Below are 22,055 nucleotides of genomic sequence, written 5' to 3' on the forward strand. Positions count from 1 at the left end.
GTCACGAACCGGACAAAGCTGCGACAATCGCAGTATGGACCGTCTGGACAGAGAAATCCTCGGCATCCTCCAGGAGGATGCCCGGATCTCGTACCGCGATCTGGGGGTACGGGTCGGGCTCAGCGCCAACGCGGCGGCCGACCGGGTGCGCAGGCTGCGCCGCGACGGCGTCATCCGCGGCTTCACCGTGATCATCGACCCGGCCGCCGACACCCGTACCGGACTCGTCGTCTTCATCGACGTGACGCTGCGGATCGACACGACGAACGAGGTGTTCGAGCGGGCGGTGCTCTCCCTGCCCGGCATCACCGAAGTGGTCCATGTGACCGGCGGCCACGACTATCTCGTACGGGCCGCCGTCGCCGACACCGCGGCCCTGGACGGACTGCTGCGCCGGCTCAAGCGGGAGGCCGGGGTCGCCCACTCCAGCACCCGGGTCGCGCTCAGAGCGGCGCCTGCCAGGTGAGGGTCGGCGGGCGCGAGCCGTCCTCCTCGCGCCCGTCGTCGGCGACCGTCAGCCGGACCGCTGCCCGCCCGTCCGGGAGAACGGCCGTCGCGTCCACCTCCACCTCGATCGCCGAGGCCCCGGCCCGCCGGTGCGCGGCCGCGAGCGCGCTGCGCAGCGCGGCGAGCAGCTGCCGGGCCACGGGCTCCCCGACCAGCGCGTCGACCGCCCCGGTGAAGTGCACCGACGGCGGGAAGCCGAGCACGGCGGCGGCGCCCCCGGTCTCCCGCAGCACCCGGCCCCGGAAGGTGGCGGGAGCCTCGGCGGGCGGCTGCTGAAGGGCGAAGATCGCCGTCCGGACCTCCTGGATGGTGGAGTCCAGCTCGTCGACGGCCCTGCCCAGCAGCTCGTCCGTCTCCGGGGCGGCGGCCCGGCGGCGCGTCGACTCCAGCATCATCTCGGTCGCGAACAGCCGCTGGACCACGAGGTCGTGCAGATCGCGGGCGATCCGGTCCCGGTCCTCGTACACCGCGAGCTGCTCCCGGTCGTGCCCGGCGTCCGCCAGGACCAGCGCCAGCGCGGCCTGCGAGGCGAACTGCGTGGCCAGCAGCCGGTCCACCGCCGTGTACGGGCGGTCGCCGCGCCGCCGGGGCAGGGCGAGGGTGCCGATCAGCCGCCCGCCGCTCTGCAACGGCAGCATCATGCTGGGGCCGAACCGCGACCGCACATGCGTCGTCATCCGCGGATCGGTCGCCGAGTCGTCGATGAACACCGGCTCCCCGCCCAGCAGTTGGACCAGCACCGCGGAGCCGGGCTCGATCGTCGTACCGACGATCCCGGCCGGGTCGTCGAGCGTGGAGGCGGCGACGATCTCCATCCCGCCCGCCTCGTCGGGCTGGAGGATGACCCCGGCGCCGGCGTCGGCGAGCGTCCTGGCCCCCTCGGCGACGGTCATCAGCGCGTCGGCCGCGCTCCCGCCGCTCAGCAGCGCGGTGGTGACGGCGGCCGCCCCCTCGATCCAGCGCTCCCGCTGCCGCGCCGCCGCGTACAGCCGGGCATTGGCGATCGCGATGCCGGCCTGCGCGGCCAGCGCCCTCAGCACCGCCTCGTCCGAGTCGGTGAAGCGGCCGGTGTGCTTCTCGGTGAGGCAGAGGTTGCCGAAGACCTGGTCGTGGACCCGGATCGGCGTCCCGAGGAAGGAGCGCATCGGCGGATGGCCGGGCGGTACCCCGCCGGCCCGCGGGTCGGCGGTCGGGTCGTCGCGGCGCAGCGGCCCCGGCCCGTCGGCGAGTGCCCCGGGCATTCCCGCGTGCCCGTCCGGGAACCGGCCGATCCGCTGCCGCCCGGTGTCGTCCCGTCCCGTGGTGTACAGCTCGCCGATGGTGCCGCGCTCCGGGTCGAGCACGCCGAGCGCGCCGTACCGGGCGCCGGTCAGCGCCGTCGCGGTGTCCACGATCTGCTGGAGCATGACCCGCAGTTCGAGATCGGAGCCGATGCCGAGCACCGCTTCCAGGAGCTCCGACAGCGGGGGCTTGTGAGGGGCGGGCTCCGCTGCCGCGACCTCCTCGCCGAACGGCTCCGCGGCCGTGTCCGTCGTGTCGTCGGTCATGCGCCGCACCCCCAGGGTCGTGCTCAGCAGGCGAGCGGGTCGAGGACCATCGGCTCGATCTTTCCGTCCAGCATGGCACCGAGCCCGAGTACCGCGCAGACGTCCGGGCGCTCCGCGATGTGCACCGGCATGCCCGTCGCGTCCCGCAGCATCTGGTCGAGCCCGGGCAGCAGCGCGCTCCCGCCGACCATCATGATTCCGCAGTCCACGAGGTCGGCCACCAGGTCCGGCGGGCAGTCGCGCAGGATCGTGCCGAGCCCGTCCAGGACCGCGGTCAGCGGGGCGTGGATGGCCTGCCGTACGGCGGCGGTGTCGACCTCCACCGAGCGGGCCAGCCCGGTCGCCACGTCACGGCCGTGGATCTCGGTCGTGGCGGGCCCCTTCGAGGTCAGGCCGCCGCCGCTGAGCGCCAGTTGCAGCGGGCGCACCGACTGGCTCGGCAGCATCAGCGCGTGGTGCTGCCGCAGATGCTGGATCACCGCGTGGTCGATGGCGTCGCCGCCGATCGGGATGCGGACGGCGGTCACGATCGAACCGAGCGAGAGCACCGCGATCTGGGTGGTCGCGGCCCCGCACACCATGATCATGGAGGCGGTCGGCTGCTCGACCGGCAGCCCGCAGCCGACGGCCGCCGCGATCAGGGTGTCGACCAGTTCGACCCGCCGGGCACCGAGCCCGACCAGCGTCTCGACGGCGGCCCGCTGGGCGAGCGGATCGCTGTCGTGCGGGGTGCAGGCGGCGGCCCGCAGCCGGGGCTTGCGGCGCAGCTGGCGGCGGAGCTTCTCGCCGAGCAGATGGCGGAGCATCCGCTGGGCCATCTCGATGTCGATGACGGTCCCGCCGGTGACCGGGCGGGCCACCCGGATGTAGTCGGGGGTGCGGCCCGTCATCTGTTCGGCGAGCGCGCCGACGGCGATGAGCGACCCGGTACGGGTGTTCACCGCGGCGACGCTCGGCTCGTCGACGACGAGCCCGAGACCCTTGACGTACACCCGGGTCCGGGCGGCCCCGAGGTCGACGGCGACATGGCAACGGCGCAGCTGCTCAAGGCTGACGGTCACGGCAGGTTCTCCCGAGTGGCGGACGACGGTACCGGCGGAAGCCGGCTCCCTCTGGCATCGTGCGCCGTTCGGAGTCGTGGCGCGCGTCGGGTTGAGCCGTAGGAGGTACGGGCTGACGGGCCGGCAGAAGGGGCGGCCGCGCGGTGCTCAGCCCGGGAGCAGCCGCTGGAACAGGCCCCAGGTGAACTCGGCGACGTACCGCTCGCCCGTTCCCGGTCCGGTGATCGCGAGCGCCCATCGGGTGGGCGCGCTGCCCTCCATCGGGCGGGCCGGCGCGAAGGCCCGCGCGACCTCGTCGACCGTGCCGGACCAGGGGCGCAGATCCTCGACCGTACGCAGCTGCGGGGCGGGCGCCCCCGGGGCCCGGACCAGCCACTCGTTCCACACCGCGCCGCCCGGCGCGACCATCACCTCGAACCTGAGATCCGGCCACAGCGGCACCGGCCACCGCAGCGCGTCGCACTCCAGATCGCCGATCGTGCGGCGCACGGACGAGGCGGGTTCGCCGAGCACCGAGCGGTAGCGGCGCAGCGCGCCCCGTCCGCCGGGCGCCCGCACCATGGCCTGCCAGCGGCGGTTGGCCTCGCGCATCTCGGCGAGCGAGGCGCTCAGCTCGTGCCGGGCGTCCTCGACGAGGCCGGGCTGGTGGTCGGCCATCCGGCGCAGCAGGACGAGCTGGAACTCACGGGGGCCGAAGGGTGCGGTCATGGATCCAACGGTTCCACACCGCGGTCCCCGGGGCCTGCCCGGTGGACGGGCCCGGCCGGGGCCTCGCGTTCGGATCGGGCCCGATCCGAACGAGGTTCCTAGCCCAGCATCCGGCGCAGCAGGTCCCGCAGCGTCGTCCGGTCCTCGTCCGACAGCTCGGCCAGCGGCTCCCGGGCGAAGGTCAGCGAATCGCGCAGCTGCTGCGCGGTCCGCGCGCCCAGCTCCGTCGGAGCGGCCAGCTTCACCCGCCGGTCGGCCGGATCCGGCCTGCGCTCCACCAGGCCGCGCGTCTCCAGCCGGTCGACGATGCCGGTGACGTTCGACGGCTCGCACTTCAGCTTCTGGGCGATCCTGCGCATCGGCATCGGCTCCAGCGAGAGCAGCCCGAGCACCCGCGCCTGCGCGCCGGTGAGCGAGTGGGCCGCCGCCGCCTCGTCGTACTCCTCGTAGTAGCGCGCCACGACAGTGCCGATGAGCTCGACGACTTCGAGGGTCAGAGGGTCTGTGCGCGGGGTGGCCATGACACCCAGGATAACCGGTTGCTTGACAACATGAAATATTCAGGAGCATGGTTGTTTCACTACATGAAGTATTTCGCTTCCCCGGTGCGGCTCCCACCGCCCCGGCCGGAGCTTCCCCCACCCCGTAGGACATTGAGGAGAACCCGAGCCCATGTCAGCAGCACTTCCCACGTCCAGCCGTGAATGGCACCTCGTCGCCCGCCCCCACGGCTGGCCGAAGGCCGAGGATTTCGCGCTGCGTGAGGCCCCGGTCACCGCTCCCGGCGAGGGCCGTGTCCTCGTCCGCAATCTGTACTTCTCGGTCGACCCGTACATGCGCGGCCGGATGAACGACGTGAAGTCGTACACCCCGCCCTTCGAGCTCGACCGCCCCATGGACGGCGGAGCGGTCGGCGAGGTCATCGCCTCGAACGCCGAGGGCTTCGAGGTCGGCGACCACGTCCTGCACGGCCTCGGCTGGCGCGAGTACGCCGAGTTCCCGGCCGAGCGCGCCGTGAAGGTCGACGCCTCGCTCGCCCCGCTCCCCGCCTACCTCGGGGTGCTCGGCATGACCGGGCTCACCGCCTACGCGGGCCTCTTCGACGTCGCCTCCTTCAAGGAGGGCGACGCCGTCTTCGTCTCCGGCGCGGCCGGTGCGGTCGGCAGCCAGGTCGGCCAGATGGCGAGGATCAAGGGCGCCTCGCGGGTCATCGGCTCCGCCGGCTCCGACGAGAAGGTCAGGCTCCTCGTCGAGGAGTACGGCTTCGACGCGGCCTTCAACTACCACGACGGCCCGGTCGCCGAGCAGCTGCGCGCGGCCGCCCCCGACGGCATCGACGTCTACTTCGACAACGTCGGCGGCGAGCACCTCGAAGCGGCGATCTCCTCGCTCAACCTGCACGGCCGCGTCACCGTCTGCGGAATGATCGCCCAGTACAACGCGACCGAGCCGACCCCCGGCCCGCGCAACCTCGCCCTCGTCATCGGCAAGCGGCTGCGCATCCAGGGCATGCTCGTCGGCGATCATGCCGCGCTCCAGCCGCAGTTCGTCCAGGAGGTTGCCGGCTGGCTGGCCTCGGGCGAGCTGAAGTACCGCGAGACCTTCGTCGAGGGCATCGAGAACGGCTTCGACGCCTTCCTCGGTCTGCTGCGCGGCGAGAACACCGGCAAGATGATCGTCTCCCTCGCCTGACAGCCGCCCCGGCGCACCCGTTAGGCTCATCCACAGGCCGTCGCGATCGTGGGCGCGAGTCGCGGCGCACAGCAGGAGGAATCCTCAGCATGACCATTCAGGACATAACCGTTGCCTACACCGCCGTCGCCACCGCCGAGAACGGCCGTGACGGCCGCGTCTCGTCCGACGACGGCAACCTCGACGTCATCGTCAACCCGCCCAAGGCCATGGGCGGAAGCGGCGCGGGCACCAACCCCGAGCAGCTCTTCGCGGCCGGCTACAGCGCCTGCTTCCAGGGCGCACTGGGCGTGGTGGCCCGCCAGGAGAAGGCCGACATCTCCGGCTCCACGGTGACCGCCGAGGTCTCCATCGGCAAGACGGCCGAGGGCGGCTTCGGCCTGGAGGTGGCGATCAGCGCCACCATCCCCAACGTCGACACCGCCACCGCGCTGGCGCTCGTGGAGAAGGCCCACCAGGTCTGCCCGTACTCGAACGCCACGCGGGGCAACATCAAGGTCGAGCTGTCGGTCGCCTGACCGCCCCGCTCGCGGCGGACCGAGGGCCGCACCCCACGAAGGGGTGCGGCCCTCGGCCATGTCCGCGGCAACGGCCCGTCCGGCGGCGCCCTTTGCCGCCAGTACGCTGACGTCATGCGTGATCTAGGGGCGGGCTTCGGCTACTTGATAAAGGGACAGCGCTGGGTCGGCCGGCACGGTCGGTGGTTCGGGATAGGGCTGCTGCCCGGACTGATCACCCTCGTGCTGTACGTGGCGGCGCTCATCGGTCTCGGCTACGGCGCCGACGACCTGGTGGACTGGGCGACCCCGTTCGCCGACGACTGGTCCTCGCCCTGGCTCGGCCTGCTCCGCACCACCCTGACCGTGCTGGTCTTCGGCCTCGGGCTCTTCCTCGCCGTGATCACGTTCACCGCCGTGACGCTGCTGATCGGCCAGCCCTTCTACGAGTCGCTCTCCGAGCAGGTCGACCGCACCGAGGGCGGCGAGGTCCCCGAGTCCGGGCTGCCGCTCTGGCGGGAGCTGTGGATCTCCGCCCGCGACAGCGTCCGCATCCTGGTGCGGGTGGGGCTCTACTCGGTGCTGCTCTTCGCCCTCGGGTTCATCCCGGTGCTCGGCCAGACCGTCGTCCCCGTGCTCGGCTTCTGCGTCACCGGCTACTTCCTCGCCGAGGAACTCACCGCCGTCGCGCTCCAGCGCCGCGCCATGGTCCTGAAGGACCGGCTCGCCCTGCTGCGCGGCCGCCGCCTGCTGACCCTCGGTTTCGGCGTACCGCTGGGGCTCGCCTTCCTGATCCCGTTCGTCGCCGTGTTCCTGATGCCGGGCGCCGTCGCCGGAGCGACCCTGCTGGCGCGCGACCTGGTGGGACCGGAGAACGAGGACGACGACCCGGCACCCACCCCGTACACGCTGGACAAGGACTGAGGAGACCGATCGCCCATGACCGAGCTCATAGCCGTCGCGGTCATCACCGTCCTCGCCGTCATCAGCCCGGGTGCGGACTTCGCGATGGTCGTCCGCAACAGCTACCTCCACGGCCGTACGACGGGACTCATGGCCGCCGCCGGGGTCGCCGCGGGCGTGCTCGTCCACGTCACGTACACGATGCTCGGCGTCGGGCTGCTGATCGCCTCGTCGACCGCCCTGTTCACCGCGATCAAGCTGGTCGGCGCGGCCTATCTCGTCTACATCGGGGTGCGGACCTTCTTCGCCCGCGGGGACGTCGAAGTCGATCTGGGGACCGAGCCGCGGCTGACCCGGCTCGGAGCCCTGCGGACCGGCTTCCTCACCAACGCGCTGAACCCCAAGACCACGCTCTTCGTCGTGTCGACCTTCACCCAGGTCGTCGGGCCCGGGACCGGGGTGTGGCAGCAGGCGGGCTACGGACTGTTCATGTCCGCCACCCACTTCGGCTGGTTCGCCCTGGTCGCGCTGTTCTTCTCGAACTCGCGCCTGCGCACCTCGATGCTGAGGTGGCAGAAGGCCCTCAACCGGGGCATCGGATCGGTGCTCGTCGGGCTGGGCGTCACCCTGGGTCTGGCCCGCTGAGCGACGCCCCGCCGGACCCGGGTCAGCTGCTGTGCACCTCCAGCGCCGACCTGACCGCCGACTCCAGCGCCCCCTCGATCCAGGCCGGCTTGATCGAGGTGTGGTCGCCGGCGAAGTGCAGCGGCCCCTCGACCGAGCGCACATCGGCGAACAGTTCGGTGTGCTGGCCCGGCAGCAGCACCGACGCCTCGCCGTACGCGTACGGGTCGCGCATCCACGACTGGGTGGCGCCCGCGCCCGTGTAGAAGACCTCGACGCGCTGCCCGTACACGTCCTGCACCCCGCCCAGGGCGTGCGGGTAGCGCTCGTCGTCGTCCAGCGAGTCCCACTTCAGCGCGTCGTCGGCCCAGCTGTACGAGGCGAGGACGACGCCGCCCGCGCTGCCCTCGATCGGGTGCGAGGGCTGGAACATGAAGCGGTTGGCGTTGTCGGTGACCGATCCGCCGCCGATGACATGCGCCGCCTCGGGCTGGTTGCGGGCGGTCGCCCGGTACGCCGCGTAGTGCACGCGCTGGTTGGGCGGGAGGTGGCCGGGCGGCACGGAGGGGTGGGAGCCCAGCAGGGAACCGTCGGCAGGTGCCTTGCCCAGCCGGTAGGCGTCGTACAGACCGGGCTTGACCCGCTCCAGCTCGGCCTTCCAGTCCTTCTCCTCGAACTCCCACCAGCGGCGGCTGAATTCGAGCAGCACCTTGGTCGCCGCGTCGTAGTGGATCTCGGTGATCGCGCGCCGCTTGCCGTACGAGAACGCGGGCGTGACCGGGATGTGGCGCAGTCCGGAGAACGGCACGGTGATGATCGCCCGGTCGCCGCGGAAGGTCTGACGCACCAGCGGCCTGCCGTCGCGGCCCTCGGAGACCGTCTCGACCTCGACACCGTCGGTGCCGTGACTGATCCTGGTGGCCCGGCGGTCCAGCCGCACCAGGTCCTTGACCCGCGCGTACATCGCGTCGGCGAGGACGCCGGTGCCGCCCGGCAGCTCGAAGAACGCGGTGTCCGGGCTGATCAGGGAGGCCCCGATGAAGCTGTGCACAAAAGCGAGATGGAGCCGGGACGTGAGGTTCTCGACCGTGCCGACGAGGTCGATGGTGCGCTCGTCGAGCTTGGCCGCCTCGGTCAGGAAGCGGAACATCGACCAGTGCCCGTACCGCTGGATCACCCGCGCCCAGCCCTCGACGAGCTCCCGGCCCTCCTTGCCCTCGAACTCCGCCCGCACGGGCTTGAAGGCATCCCGCACGATCGCCGCGGCGGTCTTGTTCTCGAACGCGGCGGGAACCCCGAACGAGCGGTTGATCGCCTGGGGCTTCGCCGCGTAGTCGGCCTTGCGCATCCGGATTCCGTTGACGTGGATCCAGGTGCGGTTGGCGGGCTTGCCCTCGGCGTCGACGTCCACCAGGTGGAAGCGGCGGCGCTTCAGGTCGAAGCTGTCCATGAGGCCGGTGACCAGCGGGTGGATGTCGGGGATGCGCATCGCGCCGGCCTCGGCGTTCTGCTTCGGGTCGGCGAAGGGCGCCTTCGCCTTCTCGTGGCCGCCCTGCCGGAAGGTCTTGATCCGGCCGCCGACGCGGTTGCCGTTGGCCTCGATGACGGTGACGGTGTGCCCGGCCTCGCGCAGCAGATGGGCGGCGGTGAGCCCGGCCGGTCCGGCGCCGACGATCAGCACCTTCTTGGGGCTCCTGCGGCTGCGCGGCAGGCCCTTGGAGAGCAGGATGTCGCGGTAGTGGGGGACCAGCGGCCGGTCCTGTTCGTCGCGTACGAGGATGGCGCGGGCGACGGTCAGGCAGGCGTTCCAGTCCGATCCGGTGGCCGCGGGGGCGGGCACGGTGCCGGATGCGGCGGGGGAGCCCGCGGCACCGGGTGCGGCGGCGCTCGCGGTGCCGGAAGCGGCGGTGACGGCTAACGCGGCGGCACCGGCGGTGGCACCCGTGATGAGGGTGCGGCGGGAGGGCAGGCCGGAAGAGGGTCCGGCGGGCTCGGTAGTCATGCGGCAACCCTGGGGCGCCCGAATGGGTGCTCTGTGCCCGGACGCGCGTAGACCGGCCCGAAATCACCCGCAGGGGGCGCGAGTCGATCAGGTTCCGCTGTACGTCGCCGCAGCTGATGTCATGATTGCGGGTTCTTCGCAGTCCCTTGTTCCGGCGGCTGCAAAAGCGCCAGGAAGTCCCCGAACGCCGCGGGCATGTCCACCGAGTCCGGGTCCAGCAGCCACTGGTACTGGAGCCCGTCCAGCACCGCCACGAGCAACGGGGCCGCGCGCTCCGGGGTCAGCCCGCCGGGCAGCCGCTCGCCGTACTCCGCGCGCAGTATCGCCGCCATGCTCGACCGGACCTGGGTGTAGCGGCGGGTGAAGAACTCCCGCGCCGGATGCCCCTCGGTCACGCTCTCGCCGAGCAGCGCCGAGAACGTCTGGACGATGCCGGGCCGCATCGCGTTGTACTCCACCAGCGAGGCCAGCAGCTCGATCCGCCAGACGCCGTCGCTCTGGGTGGAGCCGCCGGTGTCCCACTGGTCGCGCTCCGCCAGCACGGCGACGAGCAGCGCCTCCTTGGTCGGGAAGTAGTGCAGGAGCCCCTGCTGGCTGAGCCCGACCCGCTCGGCGACCGCGCTCAGCGAGGCGCCGCGGTAGCCGCGCTCGGCGATCACTTCGAGCGTGGCCCGGACGATCTCCGCCCGCCGCTCCGTACTCCTGCCCCGCACCATCGCCCCGGCCCCTTTCGGCGCTCCATCGGTCCTGCACTGCGGACCGTACGCCATTCGTGTGTCACGAAGTGATAACGAAACCTACTGCTCTACCTGTCATGGAGTCAGTATGGAGGCATTCAGTCCGGTTCCGACGAGGAGGTACGGCCGTGGCAGGCGCGTCCACACCCACCAACCCCGATGCGGTCCGCGAGGCCGCGGTCGACGCGGCGCTCGCCGCGCTCGGGCTCGACGACAAGGCGCGGCTGCTGGCCGGCCAGGACATGTGGTCGCTGCCCGCGCTGCCCGGCATCGGGCTGCGCTCCCTGGTGATGTCCGACGGGCCGATCGGCGTCCGGGGCGTCGCCTGGAGCGCCGACGACCCGTCCGTCGCGCTGCCCTCGCCCACCGCGCTGGCCGCGACCTGGGACCCGGCCCTGGCCCGCCGGGCCGGCCGGCTGCTGGCCCAGGAGGCTCACCGCAAGGGCGTCCACGTCCTGCTCGCCCCGACCGTCAACCTCCACCGCTCCCCGCTCGGCGGGCGCCACTTCGAGACGTACAGCGAGGACCCGTACCTCACCGGCGAGATCGGCACCGGCTACGTGCTCGGCGTGCAGGACGGCGGCGTCGGCACGACCGTCAAGCACTTCGTCGCCAACGACGCCGAGACCGACCGCTTCACCGTCGACAACATCGTCGCCCCGCGCACCCTGCGCGAGATCTACCTCGCCCCGTTCGAACGCATCGTCAAGAACGCCCACCCGTGGGGCATCATGGCCGCCTACAACCGGGTCAACGGCTCCACCATGACCGAGCACCGCTATCTGCAGAACGCGGTGCTGCGTGGCGAATGGGGCTTCGACGGCTTCATCGTCTCCGACTGGCTGGCCGCCCGCTCCACCGTCGCCGCCGCCGACGGCGGCCTCGACGTCGCGATGCCGGGCCCGAAGACGGTCTACGGCAAGGCGCTCGCCGACGCCGTGCGGGCCGGCGAGGTCGCGGAGTCCGTCGTCGACGGCGCGGTACGCAATGTGCTGCGGCTGGCCGCCCGTGTCGGCATCCTGGACGGCGCCCCGCCCGTCGTCGACGAGGCCGCCCGCCCCGCCGCCGTCGACGGGGACGCGCTGGCCCGCGAGATCGCCCGCCGCTCCTTCGTCCTCGTACGCAACGAACGCGCCGCCCTCCCCATCGACCCGGCGGCCGTCCGCTCCGTCGCGGTCAGCGGGGCGCTCGCCAGGGACGCCCGGGTCCTGGGCGGCGGCTCCGCGCAGGTCTTCCCGCCCCACGTCGTCAGCCCGCTCGACGGCCTCCTCGCCGCCCTCCCCGAGGGCGTCGTCGACTACCGCGTCGGCGCCGACCCCAACACCGAACTCGTCCCCGCCGAGAAGGGCTTCGAGTTCAGGGCCGTCTGCTACGACGAGGCCGGCACCGTCATCGGCACCGCACCGCTGCGCGGCGGCACCGTCCAGTGGATCGGCGACGACCTCCCCGAGGGCGTCACCCGCGCCACGCTGCACACCGTCGAGATCACCGGCACCTTCGTCCCGCGCGACAGCGGCGAGCACGTCTTCGGCACCCGGGGCACCGGCGCGCTCACCCTCACCGTCGCGGGCGAGACCCTGTACGACCAGGTCCACCGGGTCACCGGATCCGCCGACCCCGGCGAGGCGTTCTTCGGCAACCCGCTGGAGCGCGGCCGGATCACCCTCACCGCGGGCGAACCCGTCGAGGTCTCGCTGCGGCAGGTCCCCGAGACCCTGGACGACGACCAGCCGGTCCTCGGCGTCTCGTTCTCCCTCTGCCACCTCGGCCCGCGCCGCGATCCCCAGGAGCTGATCGCCGAGGCCGTCGGGGCGGCCCGCGCCGCGGACACCGCGATCGTCGTCGTCGGCACCACCGAACGCGTCGAGTCCGAGGGCTTCGACCGCACCGACCTGAGGCTCCCCGGCCACCAGGACGACCTCGTCCGGGCCGTCGCCGCAGCCAACCCGGACACCGTCGTGATCGTCAACTCCGGCTCCCCGGTGGAGCTCCCGTGGCGCGACGAGGTCGCCGCGGTCCTGCTCGGCTGGTTCCCCGGCCAGGAGGCCGGCCACGCGCTCGCGGACGTCCTGCTCGGCGCCGGCGAACCGGGCGGGCGCCTGCCCACCACCTGGCCGGCCGCGCTCGCCGACGTCCCGGTCTCCGGCACCACCCCCACCGACGGCGAACTCCACTACGACGAGGGAGTCTTCGTCGGCTACCGGGCCTGGGAGAAGGCGGGCACCGCGCCCGCCTACCCCTTCGGCCACGGACTCGGCTACACCACCTGGGAGTACGAGGGCCTCACGGCCGGCCCGGACTCCGTCACCGTGCGCCTCCGCAACACCGGCACCCGGCCGGGCGCCGAGACCGTCCAGGTCTACCTCGCCCCCCGGGACGACACCGCCGGGCGCCCGGCCCGCTGGCTGGCCGGCTTCGCACGGGTCGAGGCGGCCCCCGGCGAGAGCGCCGAGACGGTGATCGCGCTGGAGCGGCGTACGTACGAGATCTGGGACGAGGAGGCGTACGGCTGGGTCCTGGTCCCCGGCACGTACGAGGTGCAGGCGGCCCGCTCGCTCGCCGACGTACGCCTGACGGCGACCGTGGACATCGAGGAGTAGCGGCCGGGCGGCGGGGGACGGAGCGGTGCCCGTCCCCCGCCGCACCGTCAGCGCACCGTGAATCCGTACACGGTCGTCGAGACGAACTCCTCGCCCGGCCGCAGCACCGTGCTCGGGAACGCGGGCCGGTTCGGCGAGTCGGGGAAGTGCTGGGTCTCCAGCGCGATCCCGGCGCACGGGCCGAACGGCCGCCCGTCGAAGTGGTCCGCCGTGTACAGCTGGAGCCCCGGCTCCGTCGTCGTCACGGTCAGCACCCGCCCCGAGGCAGCGTCGTACAGCTCGGCGGCCGGACCCGTTCCCGCCGCGTCCAGCACGAAGTTGTGGTCGTAGCCCGCGCCGACCGGCCGCGGCTCACGGAAGTCGAACCGGGTGCCGTCCACCGGCAGGAACTCGCCCGTGGGCAGCGACTCGGCGTCCGCCGGGGTGATCCGCCCGGCCGCGATCCGCAGCGTCTGGCCGAGCGCGCTGCCGCTGCCGGCGCCCGCGAGGTTCCAGTACGTGTGGTTCGTCAGGTTCAGCACCGTCGGGGCGTCGGTCGTCGCCCGGTACGCGATCCGCAGCGCCCCGCCCTCGTCCAGGGTGTAGGCCGCCGACACCGCGAGACGGCCCGGGAAGCCCTCCTCGCCGTCCTCCGAGACCAGCGAGAGCTCCACACCCCCGGCGACCTCCCGCGCCCGCCACACGCGCTTGTCGAAGCCCCCGGCCCCGCCGTGCACCTGGTTGCGCCCCTCGTTCGGCGTCAGCCGGTGCGTGCGCCCGTCCAGTTCGAAGCGGGCCCCGCCGATCCGGTTCGCGTACCGCCCGACCAGCGCGCCGAAGTACGGGCCGGGGAACGCCTGGTACCCGGCCAGGTCCGGCAGCCCGAGCGCGACCTCGGCGCGCGCCCCGTCCCGGTCCGGCACCTCGACCGACTGCACGATGCCGCCGTACGTCAGCACGCGCACCCGCGTACCGTCCCGTTCCAGCGTCCATCGGTGCACCCGGCTGCCGTCCGCGAGAGTGCCGAAGTCTTCCGTGCGTGTTGCCGTGCCCGAACCAGTGACCATGATCACGGACCTTACGCGGGCGGCCGGGCGGCGGTGACATTGCGGTACGCGATCTCCGCCAGCCTCGCCTGCCCGTCGCGCCCCGGATGGAACCAGTCCCACTGGCTGAGCTGTCTGCCGGTGAAGGGGTAGTCGAAGACCGCCCCGCCGTCGTAACGGCAGCGCCGGTCCTTCGCGCAGACCTCCCGCAGCACCGTGTTGTACGCCACGACCCGTTCCTGCACCGACGCGCGCCGGGCCGACGCCCGCGCGCCCATGTCGTCCGCGTCGCCCAGCATCGACCGGCAGATCCCCAGCTTCCAGACCTGCTTGCCCAGCGCGTTGCCGCGCCCCGTCGACCAGAGCCGCTTGAGGTCCGGCACGCTCGACACGTACACCTGCGCCTTGGGCGCCCCGGACCGCAGCTGACGCATCGAGGCCTCGAACGAGGCGCGGAAATCAGCCACCGGCGTCATGTACCGCGCCGAGTCCCGGCAGGCGTCATTGGCACCGATCATCACCGTCACCAGATCGGGCTTCTCCTTCGCGGCCAGCGCCATCTGCTCCGGCAGCTGCGCGATCCTGGCGCCCGTCTCGGCGTGGTTCCAGCTGCGCGAGGCGGCCCCCGTCTCACCGAGCAGCCGCACGGCCAGGCTGCGCACCTCGCGGTCGGTGCCGGTCGCCCAGGAGACCTCGGGGCAGTCCGCCAGCACCGAACAGGCGTCGAAGCCCCGGGTGATGGAGTCGCCGACGGCGGCCACCGAATCCGGCTCACGGTCCCAGACCGGTCCCGGCCTGGCCGAAGGCTGCGCGGCCGCCCCCTTCGTCGTCCCCTCGGGTCCGGAGTCACAGCCCGTCAGCACGGCCGTGCCGAGCACCGAGACCGCCGCCAGGAGGGCGGCCGCGGTACGCGAACGGCGGCGGGCGGAACGATCCTGCATGCCTTGGTCCCCTCGGTTATGCCCCCGGCAACCCCTGGTGGCACCGGTCGGAAGGCCCGGCCGCTCCGGCGAGTGAAAGCTGAGCGGATGATGGGCCCGGGACCGACCGTACGTCACACCTGGGACCCCGCCGCGCGGTAGCTTTTCCTCGTCGAACCAGCGGCGCGTTCCCCCGCCCGGCTCCACTCGGGTGGCTTTCAGGAAATCACATCACGTCACATACTGTCCCTTTTCAGGAGTTTCACCCCGATGCTGTTTACTGATGACAACCTCGGGATCCGGCCGAGAAGAGACGGTACGGGTGCGAGACCGCTGGGGAAGGCGAACTTCGTCCCACACTGGAGGTCCCGGTGACGACACGTGGAGTTCTGTACGTTCACTCCGCACCGCGCGCGCTCTGCCCCCATGTCGAATGGGCGGTGGGCGGTGTCCTCGGTGTGCGGGTCCAGCTGGACTGGATCAGACAGCCTGCCGCACCCGGCACCTGGCGGTCCGAGTTCTCCTGGCAGGCCCGCCCCGGTACGGCGTCCAAGCTCGCCTCCGCGCTGCGGGGCTGGGACCTGCTGCGCTTCGAGGTGACGGCGGAGCCGAGCGCCACGTCGGAGGGCGAGCGCTACAGCTCCACGCCCGGCCTCGGCATCTTCCACGCCGTCACCGGCATGCACGGCGACATCCTGGTCCCCGAGGACCGGCTGCGGGCGGCGCTGGCCAGGTCCGTCCAGGGCGAGAGCGACCTGGAGGCCGAGATCGCCAAACTGCTCGGCAAGCCGTGGGACGACGAACTGGAGTCCTTCCGCCACGCGGGCGAGGGCGCACCGGTGCGGTGGCTGCACCAGGTGGTGTGACGGCGCGGAACGCAGCGAACGAGGCCCGCCCTCCCGAGAGGGGAGGGCGGGCCTCGTCGTACCGGGACCGCGGACCGCGGGTCAGACGCTGCGGAACGCCAGGACCACGTTGTGTCCGCCGAATCCGAACGAGTTGTTGATCGCGGCGATCGTCCCCTCCGGCAGCGGCCGGGGCTCGTCGCGCACGATGTCCGCCTCCACGGCCTCGTCGAGGTGCTCCACGTTGATCGTGGGCGGCGCCATCCGGTGGTGCAGCGCCAGGACCGTCGCGACGGTCTCGATGCCGCCCGCGCCACCGAGGAGGTGACCGGTCATCGACTTCGTCGCGGAGATCGCGACATGGTCGAGGTCGTCGCCCAGGATCTTGCGCAGGGCCTTCAGCTCCGCGACATCGCCCTGCGGCGTCGACGTGGCGTGCGCGTTGAGGTGCACGACCTCGGACGGCTTGAGGTCCGTCTGGTCCAGCAGGTTCTGCATCGCGGCGGCGATACCGCGCCCGGTCGGCTCGGGCTGCGCGATGTGGTGGGCGTCCGCGGACAGCCCCTGGCCCAGCACCTCGCAGTAGACCCTGGCGCCACGCTTCGCGGCGTGCTCCGCGGACTCCAGGACGACCACTCCGGCGCCCTCGCCGAGGACGAAGCCGTCACGGCCGGTGTCGTACGGACGGGAGGCCTTCTCGGGCTCCTCGTTGTTCTTGGACATCGCCATCATGTTGGCGAACGCCGCGATCGGCAGCGGGTGGATCGCCGCCTCGGTGCCACCGGCGAGGACCACGTCGGCGCGGCCGGTGCGGATCATCTCGACGGCGTACCCGATCGCCTCGGCGCCCGAGGCGCAGGCGGAGACCGGGGTGTGGACACCGGCCTGGGCGTTGACCTCGAGACCGACGTTGGCCGCCGGTCCGTTGGGCATGAGCATGGGCACGGTGTGCGGGGAGACGCGGCGTACGCCCTTCTCCTTGAGCACGTCGTACTGGTCGAGCAGAGTGGTCACGCCGCCGATGCCGGAGGCGATGACCGAGCCCAGCCGCTCGGGCCGGATGTTCTCGTCCTCGCCGGCCTTGCCGGTGAAACCGGCGTCGGCCCAGGCCTCACGGGCCGCGATCAGCGCGAACTGCGCCGAGCGGTCCAGCTTGCGGGCGAGCGGACGGGGCAGGACGTCGCCCGGGTCGACGGCCGCGAGGGCGGCGATCCGGACGGGCAGCTCGGCGAAACGTTCGCCCTCGAGAGGCTTGACGCCGGACCGGCCGGCCATCAGACCTTCCCAGGTCGACGCCGAGTCGCCACCCAGCGGAGTGGTTGCGCCGATACCGGTGACGACCACGGTGCGATTGGTCGAGTTCACTGGAAAATCTTCTCCACGTGTAGAGGGTCGTGAATCAGCGGCGCCACCGCCGGGTGGCGACACAGTGCAGGCCTGATCAGCCCTGGTGCTTGAGGATGTACTCGGCAGCGTCGCCGACCGTCTTGAGGTTCTTGACGTCCTCGTCGGGGATCTTGACGTCGAAGCGCTCCTCGGCGGCGACGACGACCTCGACCATGGACAGCGAGTCGACGTCCAGGTCGTCGGTGAAGGACTTGTCCAGCTGGACGTCCTCGACCGGGATACCGGCGATCTCGTTGACGATCTCGGCGAGACCCTTGACGATCTCTTCCTGAGTGGCGGCCATGTTGGCGCTCCTTCGATGTTTAACTGCAGGTTGGGGCGTGCGGGCCGAAACGGCCCGGTGTGCCTAGGGGAGGGTAACGACCGTCGCGGCGTAGACGAGACCCGCCCCGAAGCCGATGACGAGCGCGGTGTCGCCGCTCTTCGCCTGACCGGTCGCCAGGAGCCGCTCCATTGCGAGCGGAATCGAGGCGGCGGAGGTGTTGCCGGTGGTCTCCACGTCGCGGGCGACGGTGACGTTCTCCGGCAGCTTCAGGGTCTTCACCATCGAGTCGATGATCCGCATGTTGGCCTGGTGCGGAATGAAGACGTCCAGGTCTTCCGGGGCGATCCCGGCCGCGTCCAGCGCCTGCTGGGCGACCTTCGCCATCTCGAAGACGGCCCAGCGGAACACCGCCTGGCCCTCCTGCGTGATGGCCGGGAACTTCTCCGGGCGCTCGGCGTGGAACTCGTCCCACGCCACGGTCTGCTTGATGGTCTCGGACTTGTCGCCCTCGGAGCCCCAGACGGTCGGGCCGATGGCGGGCACCTTGGAGGGGCCGACGATGACCGCGCCGGCGCCGTCGCCGAAGAGGAAGGCCGTCGCGCGGTCCTCCTTGTCGGTGAGGTCACTGAGCCGCTCCACGCCGATGACCAGCACGTACTCCGCCGAGCCCTCGACGATCATGCCCTTGGCGAGGGTCAGCCCGTAGCCGAAGCCCGCGCAGCCGGCCGAGATGTCGAAGGCGGCGGGCTTGCCCGCGCCGACCAGGTGGGCGATCTCGGTCGCGATGGCCGGGGTCTGCTTGAAGTGCGAGACGGTGGAGACGATCACGGCGCCGATCTGATCGGGCGTGATCCCGGCGTCCGCGATGGCCTTGCCGGACGCCTCGACGGACATCGCGGCCACGGTCTCCTCCTCGGAGGCCCAGTGGCGGGTGGCGATGCCGGAGCGCGAACGGATCCACTCGTCGGACGAGTCGATCGTCTCGAGGATCACCTCGTTGGGCACGATCCGGGTCGGACGGTAGCCGCCGACACCCATGATCCGTGCGTACGGGGCGCCCTGGCTGGGCTTGATCTTCGACATTCTCTCGGGCTCCTTAGGCGCCTGCGTGCTCGGAGATGAGCGCGCGGGCCGCGTCGAGGTCGTCGGGGGTCTTGAGCGCGAGCGTCTGGACACCGGGCAGCGCGCGCTTGGCGAGCCCCGTGAGGGTGCCGCCGGGGCAGACCTCGACGAGAGCCGTGACGCCCAGCTCCTTGAAGGTCTCCATGCACAGGTCCCAGCGGACCGGGTTGGCCACCTGGCCGACCAGCCGGGCGATGACCTCGTCGCCGCCGGCGACGGCCTTCCCGTCGGCGTTCGAGACATATGTCACGGCCGGGTCGGCGGGCTTCAGCTCCGCGGCGGCCTCGCGCAGCCGGTCGACGGCGGGGGCCATGTGGCTCGTGTGGAAGGCGCCGGCGACCTTGAGGGGCACCACGCGGCGCACGCCCTCGGGCTTGTCCTCGACCAGCGCGGCGATCTGCGCGGCGGTGCCCGCGGCGACGATCTGACCCGCCCCGTTGACGTTCGCCGGGGTCAGCCCGAGCTTCTCCAGGTGCGCGACCGACACCTCGGGGTCACCGCCCAGCAGCGCGGCCATACCGGTCTCGGTGACGGCCGCGGCCTCGGCCATGGCGAGCCCGCGGGTCCGTACGAGACGCAGCGCGGCCTCGTCGCCGATGACTCCGGCGAATGCGGCTGCGGTGATCTCGCCAACGCTGTGACCTGCGACGACGTTCGGCGACGCGTCGAGTGCGGCGGCGGACAGCAGACCGGCGGCCACCAGCAGCGGCTGCGCCACCGAGGTGTCACGGATCTCGTCCGCGTCGGCCTTGGTGCCGTAGTGGGCGAGGTCGAGCCCGATGGCGTCGGACCAGGCCGCGACGCGGTCGGTGGCACCGGGGAGGTCGAGCCAGGGAGTCAGGAAGCCGGGCGTCTGAGCGCCTTGGCCGGGAGCGACGAGTACGAGCACCCTCACACTCTCTCTTGTGAACGGTCCGGAACACCCGTGGGGACAGGGACGAAGAACCGTATGGGGAATTGTTGATGTCCGACAAAAGTCTAGGACTGAGGATCTCTCGCGGCCAAGCGCCCCAGGATCAGGGCGATCCGCAGCGTGAACGCCGAGCGGACGTCGGAAGGGGACCATCCGGTGACGTCTGTCACACGTCGAAGCCGGTAGCGCACGGTGTTCGGGTGGACGAAGAGCATTCGGGCCGCGCCCTCCAGGCTGCTCGCCTGCTCCAGATACACACTGAGGGTTTCGAGCAGAGCGGAGCCCGCTTCTTCCAGCGGTCTGTAGATCTCCTCCACCAACTGGTCCCGCGCGGCGGGGTCCCCCGCCATCGCGCGCTCCGGCAGCAGATCGTCGGCGAGCACCGGCCGAGGCGCGTCCTGCCAGGCACCGCACGCCCTGAGTCCGGCGGCCGCGGCCTGCGCGGACCGGGTCGCCGCCAGCAGGTCGGGCACCACGGGTCCGGCGACGACGGGGCCCGCCGCGTACGGGCCGATCAGCGCCTTCGCGACCTGCAACGGGTTGTCGCTGCCGCCCGCGATGACCACCAGGCGGTTGCCGAGCACCCCGGTCAGGACCTGGAGCTTGGCGTGCCGGGCGGCCCGCCTGATCGCCTCCACGGTCAGCTCGCTGTCGCCGTCCGGGGCGGTGCCCAGCACCACGCAGACGTGTTCGGGGGAGTTCCAGCCGAGCGCCGCGGCGCGTGACACGGCGCCCTCGTCGGCCTCGCCGGACAGCACCGCGTTCACCACGAGCGATTCCAGCCGGGCGTCCCAGGCGCCGCGCGCCTCGGCGGCCTGCGCGTACACCTGGGCGGTCGCGAAGGCGATCTCCCGGGCGTAGACGAGCAGCGCCTCGCGCAGCACCGACTCGTCGCCGGGCGCGGCGACCTCCTCGATCGCGGCCTCCATGACCTCGATCGTCGTACGCACCATCTCGACGGTCTGCCGCAGGGTGATCGCCCGGGTCAGCTCGCGCGGAGCCGTCCCGAACACATCGGTGGAGATGGCCTGCGGGGTCTCCGGGTGCCGGAACCACTCGGTGAACGCCGCGATACCGGCCTGGGCCACCAGACCGATCCAGGACCGGTTCTCCGGTGGCATCGCCCGGTACCAGGGCAGCGACTCGTCCATGCGGGCGATCGCGTTCGCGGCGAGCCGGCCGGAGGACTGTTCCAGGCGTTTCAGGGTCGCGGCATGCAGGTGGGCGGCGTTCGCCTCGGGCTGTTCAGGATCGGGTCGGGGCACGGAGACAAGACTGCCTTATCCGGCCACGAGCACGGTGGGCCGGGGCGACCGCGGGTCGTACCGGCCGGTAGCGGCCGGGAGGTCCACCCGCGCCCCCGCCCGGCTACCGTGGGCGGGTGATCTCCGTACACCGCGCCGAGGACCGCTTCCAGGGCGGGGACCAGGACGCCGGCATCCTGTCCCGGCACGCCTTCTCCTTCGGCAGCTTCTACGACCCGGACAATCTGCGCTTCGGCCCGATCATGGCCTGCAACACGGAGCGGCTGGAGCCCGGCGCGGGCTTCGACGAACACCCCCACAGCCATACGGAGATCGTCACCTGGGTCGTCGAGGGCGAGCTGACCCACCGCGACTCCACCGGCCACGCCACGGTCGTACGCCCCGGTGGCCTCCAGCACCTCGGCGCCGCCTCCGGCGTGCGCCACGTCGAACGCAACGACGGGGACACCCCGCTGACGTTCGTCCAGATGTGGCTGGCGCCGCTCGAACCGGGCGGCGAACCCTCGTACACGATCGTGCCCGGCCTCACCGACACCACCCCGTACGCCGTCCCGGCGGCCGGTGCACTGCTCCACGTGCGCAGGCCGGCCCCGGGGGAGCGGGTGGCGCTGCCGGACGCGGCGCGGGTGTACGTCCATGTGGTGGCCGGGGGCGTACGGCTCGGCGACGAGGAGCTGGAGCCGGGCGACTCGGTGCGGATCACCGGCGAGGAGGGGCTGGAGCTGGTGGCGACCGGACCGGCCGAGGTGCTGATCTGGGAACTGCCGGCCTGAACTACCGGCCGCCGTCCCGCCGCCACATCGACCACATGGGCGGCCCGGCCCGAAACGTCATCTCCTCGTGCACGACGAAGCCGTGCCGCTGGTAGAAGGTGAGATTGCGGCGGTTGCTGGACTCCAGGAAGACCGGCCGCCCGTCCGCGTCCGCCCGCTCCAGCAGCCCGCCGAGCACCCGAGCCCCGCGCCCGGTGCCGCGCGCGTCCGCCCGGGTGCCGATGTACTCGACGTACCAGTGCTCGGGACCGGCCGGATGGCGGTGCTCCATGGCGAACAGCCTTCCCGCCGTACGCGGGAGTTGGGTCCTCGCCGCGCGTACGAGCGGTCCCGCGTTGCGCAGCAGGTACGTCGCCGGCAGCTTCCACTTCCCGGGCTCCGCCCACACCGCCGCGACGGTGCGCTCCGGATCGGTCCAGACCCGGCCGGCCGGGACCTGCTGGGCCAGGTGCGCGGTGAACAGCAGCCGCAGCCGCCGGTCCCGGTCGCGCGGCATCAGCCAGCTCCAGACGGGATCCTCGGCGTAGGCACTGGCGAGCACGGCGGCGAGCGCGGGGACATCGGCGGCGGTAGCGCGGACTATGTCGGCCATGGCCGAGGAGAGTAGCGGGTGTCGCGTCGGCCATGCCGCTCTGTCCGGCG

The 22,055-nt window shown here is 72.2% G+C and carries 22 protein-coding genes; 8 read left to right on the top strand and 14 right to left on the bottom strand.

What is annotated here, in order from left to right; genetic code table 11:
- Positions 1–34: 34 nt before the first annotated feature.
- On the top strand, positions 35–466 hold the full coding sequence (locus ACWCPY_RS02435; protein WP_072483521.1) for an Lrp/AsnC family transcriptional regulator: 432 nt from the start codon (positions 35–37) through the stop codon (positions 464–466).
- Here ACWCPY_RS02435 and ACWCPY_RS02440 read toward each other — a convergent pair.
- The 4 genes from ACWCPY_RS02440 to ACWCPY_RS02455 all read right to left on the bottom strand — a co-directional run bounded on the left by ACWCPY_RS02440 (position 444) and on the right by ACWCPY_RS02455 (position 4,344).
- Positions 444–2,054: a GAF domain-containing protein gene (locus ACWCPY_RS02440; protein WP_451262434.1), complete on the bottom strand. Its 1,611-nt coding sequence runs from the start codon at positions 2,052–2,054 to the stop codon at positions 444–446. The genes ACWCPY_RS02435 and ACWCPY_RS02440 overlap by 23 nt on opposite strands.
- 23 nt (positions 2,055–2,077) lie before the next feature.
- The gene (gene mreB / locus ACWCPY_RS02445; RefSeq protein ID WP_451262436.1) at positions 2,078–3,115 is read right to left on the bottom strand and encodes a rod shape-determining protein MreB; all 1,038 of its coding nucleotides are present in this window, start codon (positions 3,113–3,115) and stop codon (positions 2,078–2,080) included.
- Positions 3,116–3,262: 147 nt separating this feature from the next.
- Positions 3,263–3,823 carry a hypothetical protein gene (locus tag ACWCPY_RS02450; RefSeq protein WP_451262437.1) on the bottom strand — a complete coding sequence of 187 codons (561 nt, stop codon included), beginning with the start codon at positions 3,821–3,823 and terminating at the stop codon, positions 3,263–3,265.
- 98 nt (positions 3,824–3,921) lie between these two features.
- A complete protein-coding gene (locus tag ACWCPY_RS02455) occupies positions 3,922–4,344 on the bottom strand; it encodes a MarR family winged helix-turn-helix transcriptional regulator (RefSeq protein ID WP_451262438.1) in 423 nt (140 codons plus the stop codon).
- 151 nt (positions 4,345–4,495) lie between these two features.
- Here ACWCPY_RS02455 and ACWCPY_RS02460 point away from each other — a divergent pair, with 151 nt between their 5' ends.
- From ACWCPY_RS02460 to ACWCPY_RS02475, 4 genes are all read left to right on the top strand, one after another.
- The gene (locus ACWCPY_RS02460; RefSeq protein ID WP_451262439.1) at positions 4,496–5,515 is read left to right on the top strand and encodes an NADP-dependent oxidoreductase; all 1,020 of its coding nucleotides are present in this window, start codon (positions 4,496–4,498) and stop codon (positions 5,513–5,515) included.
- Between the two features lie 89 nt (positions 5,516–5,604).
- On the top strand, positions 5,605–6,033 hold the full coding sequence (locus tag ACWCPY_RS02465) for an organic hydroperoxide resistance protein (RefSeq protein ID WP_451262440.1): 429 nt from the start codon (positions 5,605–5,607) through the stop codon (positions 6,031–6,033).
- Between the two features lie 114 nt (positions 6,034–6,147).
- Positions 6,148–6,936, top strand: coding sequence for an EI24 domain-containing protein (locus ACWCPY_RS02470; RefSeq protein WP_451262441.1), 789 nt, complete (start codon positions 6,148–6,150; stop codon positions 6,934–6,936).
- 15 nt (positions 6,937–6,951) lie between these two features.
- Positions 6,952–7,560: a LysE family translocator gene (locus ACWCPY_RS02475; protein WP_451262443.1), complete on the top strand. Its 609-nt coding sequence runs from the start codon at positions 6,952–6,954 to the stop codon at positions 7,558–7,560.
- Between the two features lie 22 nt (positions 7,561–7,582).
- On the opposite strand, the gene ACWCPY_RS02480 is transcribed toward ACWCPY_RS02475, so the two are convergent.
- Together ACWCPY_RS02480 and ACWCPY_RS02485 are read right to left on the bottom strand one after the other, a co-directional pair.
- Positions 7,583–9,541, bottom strand: coding sequence for an FAD-dependent oxidoreductase (locus ACWCPY_RS02480; RefSeq protein ID WP_451262444.1), 1,959 nt, complete (start codon positions 9,539–9,541; stop codon positions 7,583–7,585).
- 119 nt (positions 9,542–9,660) lie between these two features.
- The gene (locus tag ACWCPY_RS02485) at positions 9,661–10,257 is read right to left on the bottom strand and encodes a TetR/AcrR family transcriptional regulator (RefSeq protein WP_451262445.1); all 597 of its coding nucleotides are present in this window, start codon (positions 10,255–10,257) and stop codon (positions 9,661–9,663) included.
- A gap of 149 nt (positions 10,258–10,406) precedes the next feature.
- Between ACWCPY_RS02485 and ACWCPY_RS02490 the strand changes: the two genes are divergently transcribed.
- A complete protein-coding gene (locus ACWCPY_RS02490; RefSeq protein WP_451262446.1) occupies positions 10,407–12,878 on the top strand; it encodes a glycoside hydrolase family 3 protein in 2,472 nt (823 codons plus the stop codon).
- 47 nt (positions 12,879–12,925) lie between these two features.
- On the opposite strand, the gene ACWCPY_RS02495 is transcribed toward ACWCPY_RS02490, so the two are convergent.
- Positions 12,926–13,924, bottom strand: a complete 999-nt coding sequence (locus ACWCPY_RS02495; RefSeq protein ID WP_451262447.1) for an aldose epimerase family protein — start codon at positions 13,922–13,924, stop codon at positions 12,926–12,928.
- A gap of 11 nt (positions 13,925–13,935) precedes the next feature.
- Complete coding sequence (locus tag ACWCPY_RS02500; RefSeq protein WP_451262448.1) at positions 13,936–14,844, bottom strand: SGNH/GDSL hydrolase family protein; 909 nt, start codon at positions 14,842–14,844, stop codon at positions 13,936–13,938.
- A 350-nt stretch (positions 14,845–15,194) separates the two neighbouring features.
- Between ACWCPY_RS02500 and ACWCPY_RS02505 the strand changes: the two genes are divergently transcribed.
- A complete protein-coding gene (locus ACWCPY_RS02505) occupies positions 15,195–15,689 on the top strand; it encodes a DUF3145 domain-containing protein (RefSeq protein WP_451262449.1) in 495 nt (164 codons plus the stop codon).
- Positions 15,690–15,770: 81 nt separating this feature from the next.
- Here ACWCPY_RS02505 and fabF read toward each other — a convergent pair whose 3' ends face one another.
- From fabF to ACWCPY_RS02530, 5 genes are all read right to left on the bottom strand, one after another.
- Complete coding sequence (fabF, locus tag ACWCPY_RS02510; protein WP_451262450.1) at positions 15,771–17,033, bottom strand: beta-ketoacyl-ACP synthase II; 1,263 nt, start codon at positions 17,031–17,033, stop codon at positions 15,771–15,773.
- Between the two features lie 76 nt (positions 17,034–17,109).
- Positions 17,110–17,358 (bottom strand): acyl carrier protein, encoded by a 249-nt coding sequence (locus ACWCPY_RS02515; RefSeq protein WP_266733232.1) that lies wholly within the window; start codon positions 17,356–17,358, stop codon positions 17,110–17,112.
- Between the two features lie 63 nt (positions 17,359–17,421).
- The gene (locus tag ACWCPY_RS02520) at positions 17,422–18,423 is read right to left on the bottom strand and encodes a beta-ketoacyl-ACP synthase 3 (RefSeq protein WP_451262451.1); all 1,002 of its coding nucleotides are present in this window, start codon (positions 18,421–18,423) and stop codon (positions 17,422–17,424) included.
- Between the two features lie 13 nt (positions 18,424–18,436).
- A complete protein-coding gene (locus ACWCPY_RS02525; protein WP_451262453.1) occupies positions 18,437–19,351 on the bottom strand; it encodes an ACP S-malonyltransferase in 915 nt (304 codons plus the stop codon).
- An 89-nt stretch (positions 19,352–19,440) separates the two neighbouring features.
- Positions 19,441–20,640 carry a PucR family transcriptional regulator gene (locus tag ACWCPY_RS02530; RefSeq protein WP_451262454.1) on the bottom strand — a complete coding sequence of 400 codons (1,200 nt, stop codon included), beginning with the start codon at positions 20,638–20,640 and terminating at the stop codon, positions 19,441–19,443.
- A gap of 116 nt (positions 20,641–20,756) precedes the next feature.
- Between ACWCPY_RS02530 and ACWCPY_RS02535 the strand changes: the two genes are divergently transcribed.
- The gene (locus ACWCPY_RS02535; RefSeq protein ID WP_451262455.1) at positions 20,757–21,413 is read left to right on the top strand and encodes a pirin family protein; all 657 of its coding nucleotides are present in this window, start codon (positions 20,757–20,759) and stop codon (positions 21,411–21,413) included.
- Position 21,414: 1 nt separating this feature from the next.
- Here the strand turns inward: ACWCPY_RS02535 and ACWCPY_RS02540 are convergent, their stop codons facing one another.
- Positions 21,415–22,005: a GNAT family N-acetyltransferase gene (locus ACWCPY_RS02540; RefSeq protein WP_451262456.1), complete on the bottom strand. Its 591-nt coding sequence runs from the start codon at positions 22,003–22,005 to the stop codon at positions 21,415–21,417.
- Positions 22,006–22,055: the final 50 nt, after the last annotated feature.

Source organism: Streptomyces sp. NPDC002403 (assembly GCF_053593015.1).

What these genes read in the sequence shown, in the direction of transcription:
- ACWCPY_RS02450 (WP_451262437.1), bottom strand. Translation starts at nt 3,823, where the DNA reads ATGACCGCACCCTTCGGCCCCCGTGAGTTCCAGCTCGTCCTGCTGCGC.
- ACWCPY_RS02500 (WP_451262448.1), bottom strand. Translation starts at nt 14,844, where the DNA reads ATGCAGGATCGTTCCGCCCGCCGCCGTTCGCGTACCGCGGCCGCCCTC.
- ACWCPY_RS02440 (WP_451262434.1), bottom strand. Translation starts at nt 2,054, where the DNA reads ATGACCGACGACACGACGGACACGGCCGCGGAGCCGTTCGGCGAGGAG.
- ACWCPY_RS02475 (WP_451262443.1), top strand. Translation starts at nt 6,952, where the DNA reads ATGACCGAGCTCATAGCCGTCGCGGTCATCACCGTCCTCGCCGTCATC.
- ACWCPY_RS02460 (WP_451262439.1), top strand. Translation starts at nt 4,496, where the DNA reads ATGTCAGCAGCACTTCCCACGTCCAGCCGTGAATGGCACCTCGTCGCC.
- ACWCPY_RS02485 (WP_451262445.1), bottom strand. Translation starts at nt 10,257, where the DNA reads ATGGTGCGGGGCAGGAGTACGGAGCGGCGGGCGGAGATCGTCCGGGCC.
- ACWCPY_RS02465 (WP_451262440.1), top strand. Translation starts at nt 5,605, where the DNA reads ATGACCATTCAGGACATAACCGTTGCCTACACCGCCGTCGCCACCGCC.
- ACWCPY_RS02520 (WP_451262451.1), bottom strand. Translation starts at nt 18,423, where the DNA reads ATGTCGAAGATCAAGCCCAGCCAGGGCGCCCCGTACGCACGGATCATG.
- ACWCPY_RS02495 (WP_451262447.1), bottom strand. Translation starts at nt 13,924, where the DNA reads ATGGTCACTGGTTCGGGCACGGCAACACGCACGGAAGACTTCGGCACT.
- ACWCPY_RS02480 (WP_451262444.1), bottom strand. Translation starts at nt 9,541, where the DNA reads ATGACTACCGAGCCCGCCGGACCCTCTTCCGGCCTGCCCTCCCGCCGC.
- ACWCPY_RS02470 (WP_451262441.1), top strand. Translation starts at nt 6,148, where the DNA reads ATGCGTGATCTAGGGGCGGGCTTCGGCTACTTGATAAAGGGACAGCGC.
- ACWCPY_RS02455 (WP_451262438.1), bottom strand. Translation starts at nt 4,344, where the DNA reads ATGGCCACCCCGCGCACAGACCCTCTGACCCTCGAAGTCGTCGAGCTC.
- ACWCPY_RS02540 (WP_451262456.1), bottom strand. Translation starts at nt 22,005, where the DNA reads ATGGCCGACATAGTCCGCGCTACCGCCGCCGATGTCCCCGCGCTCGCC.
- ACWCPY_RS02435 (WP_072483521.1), top strand. Translation starts at nt 35, where the DNA reads ATGGACCGTCTGGACAGAGAAATCCTCGGCATCCTCCAGGAGGATGCC.
- ACWCPY_RS02515 (WP_266733232.1), bottom strand. Translation starts at nt 17,358, where the DNA reads ATGGCCGCCACTCAGGAAGAGATCGTCAAGGGTCTCGCCGAGATCGTC.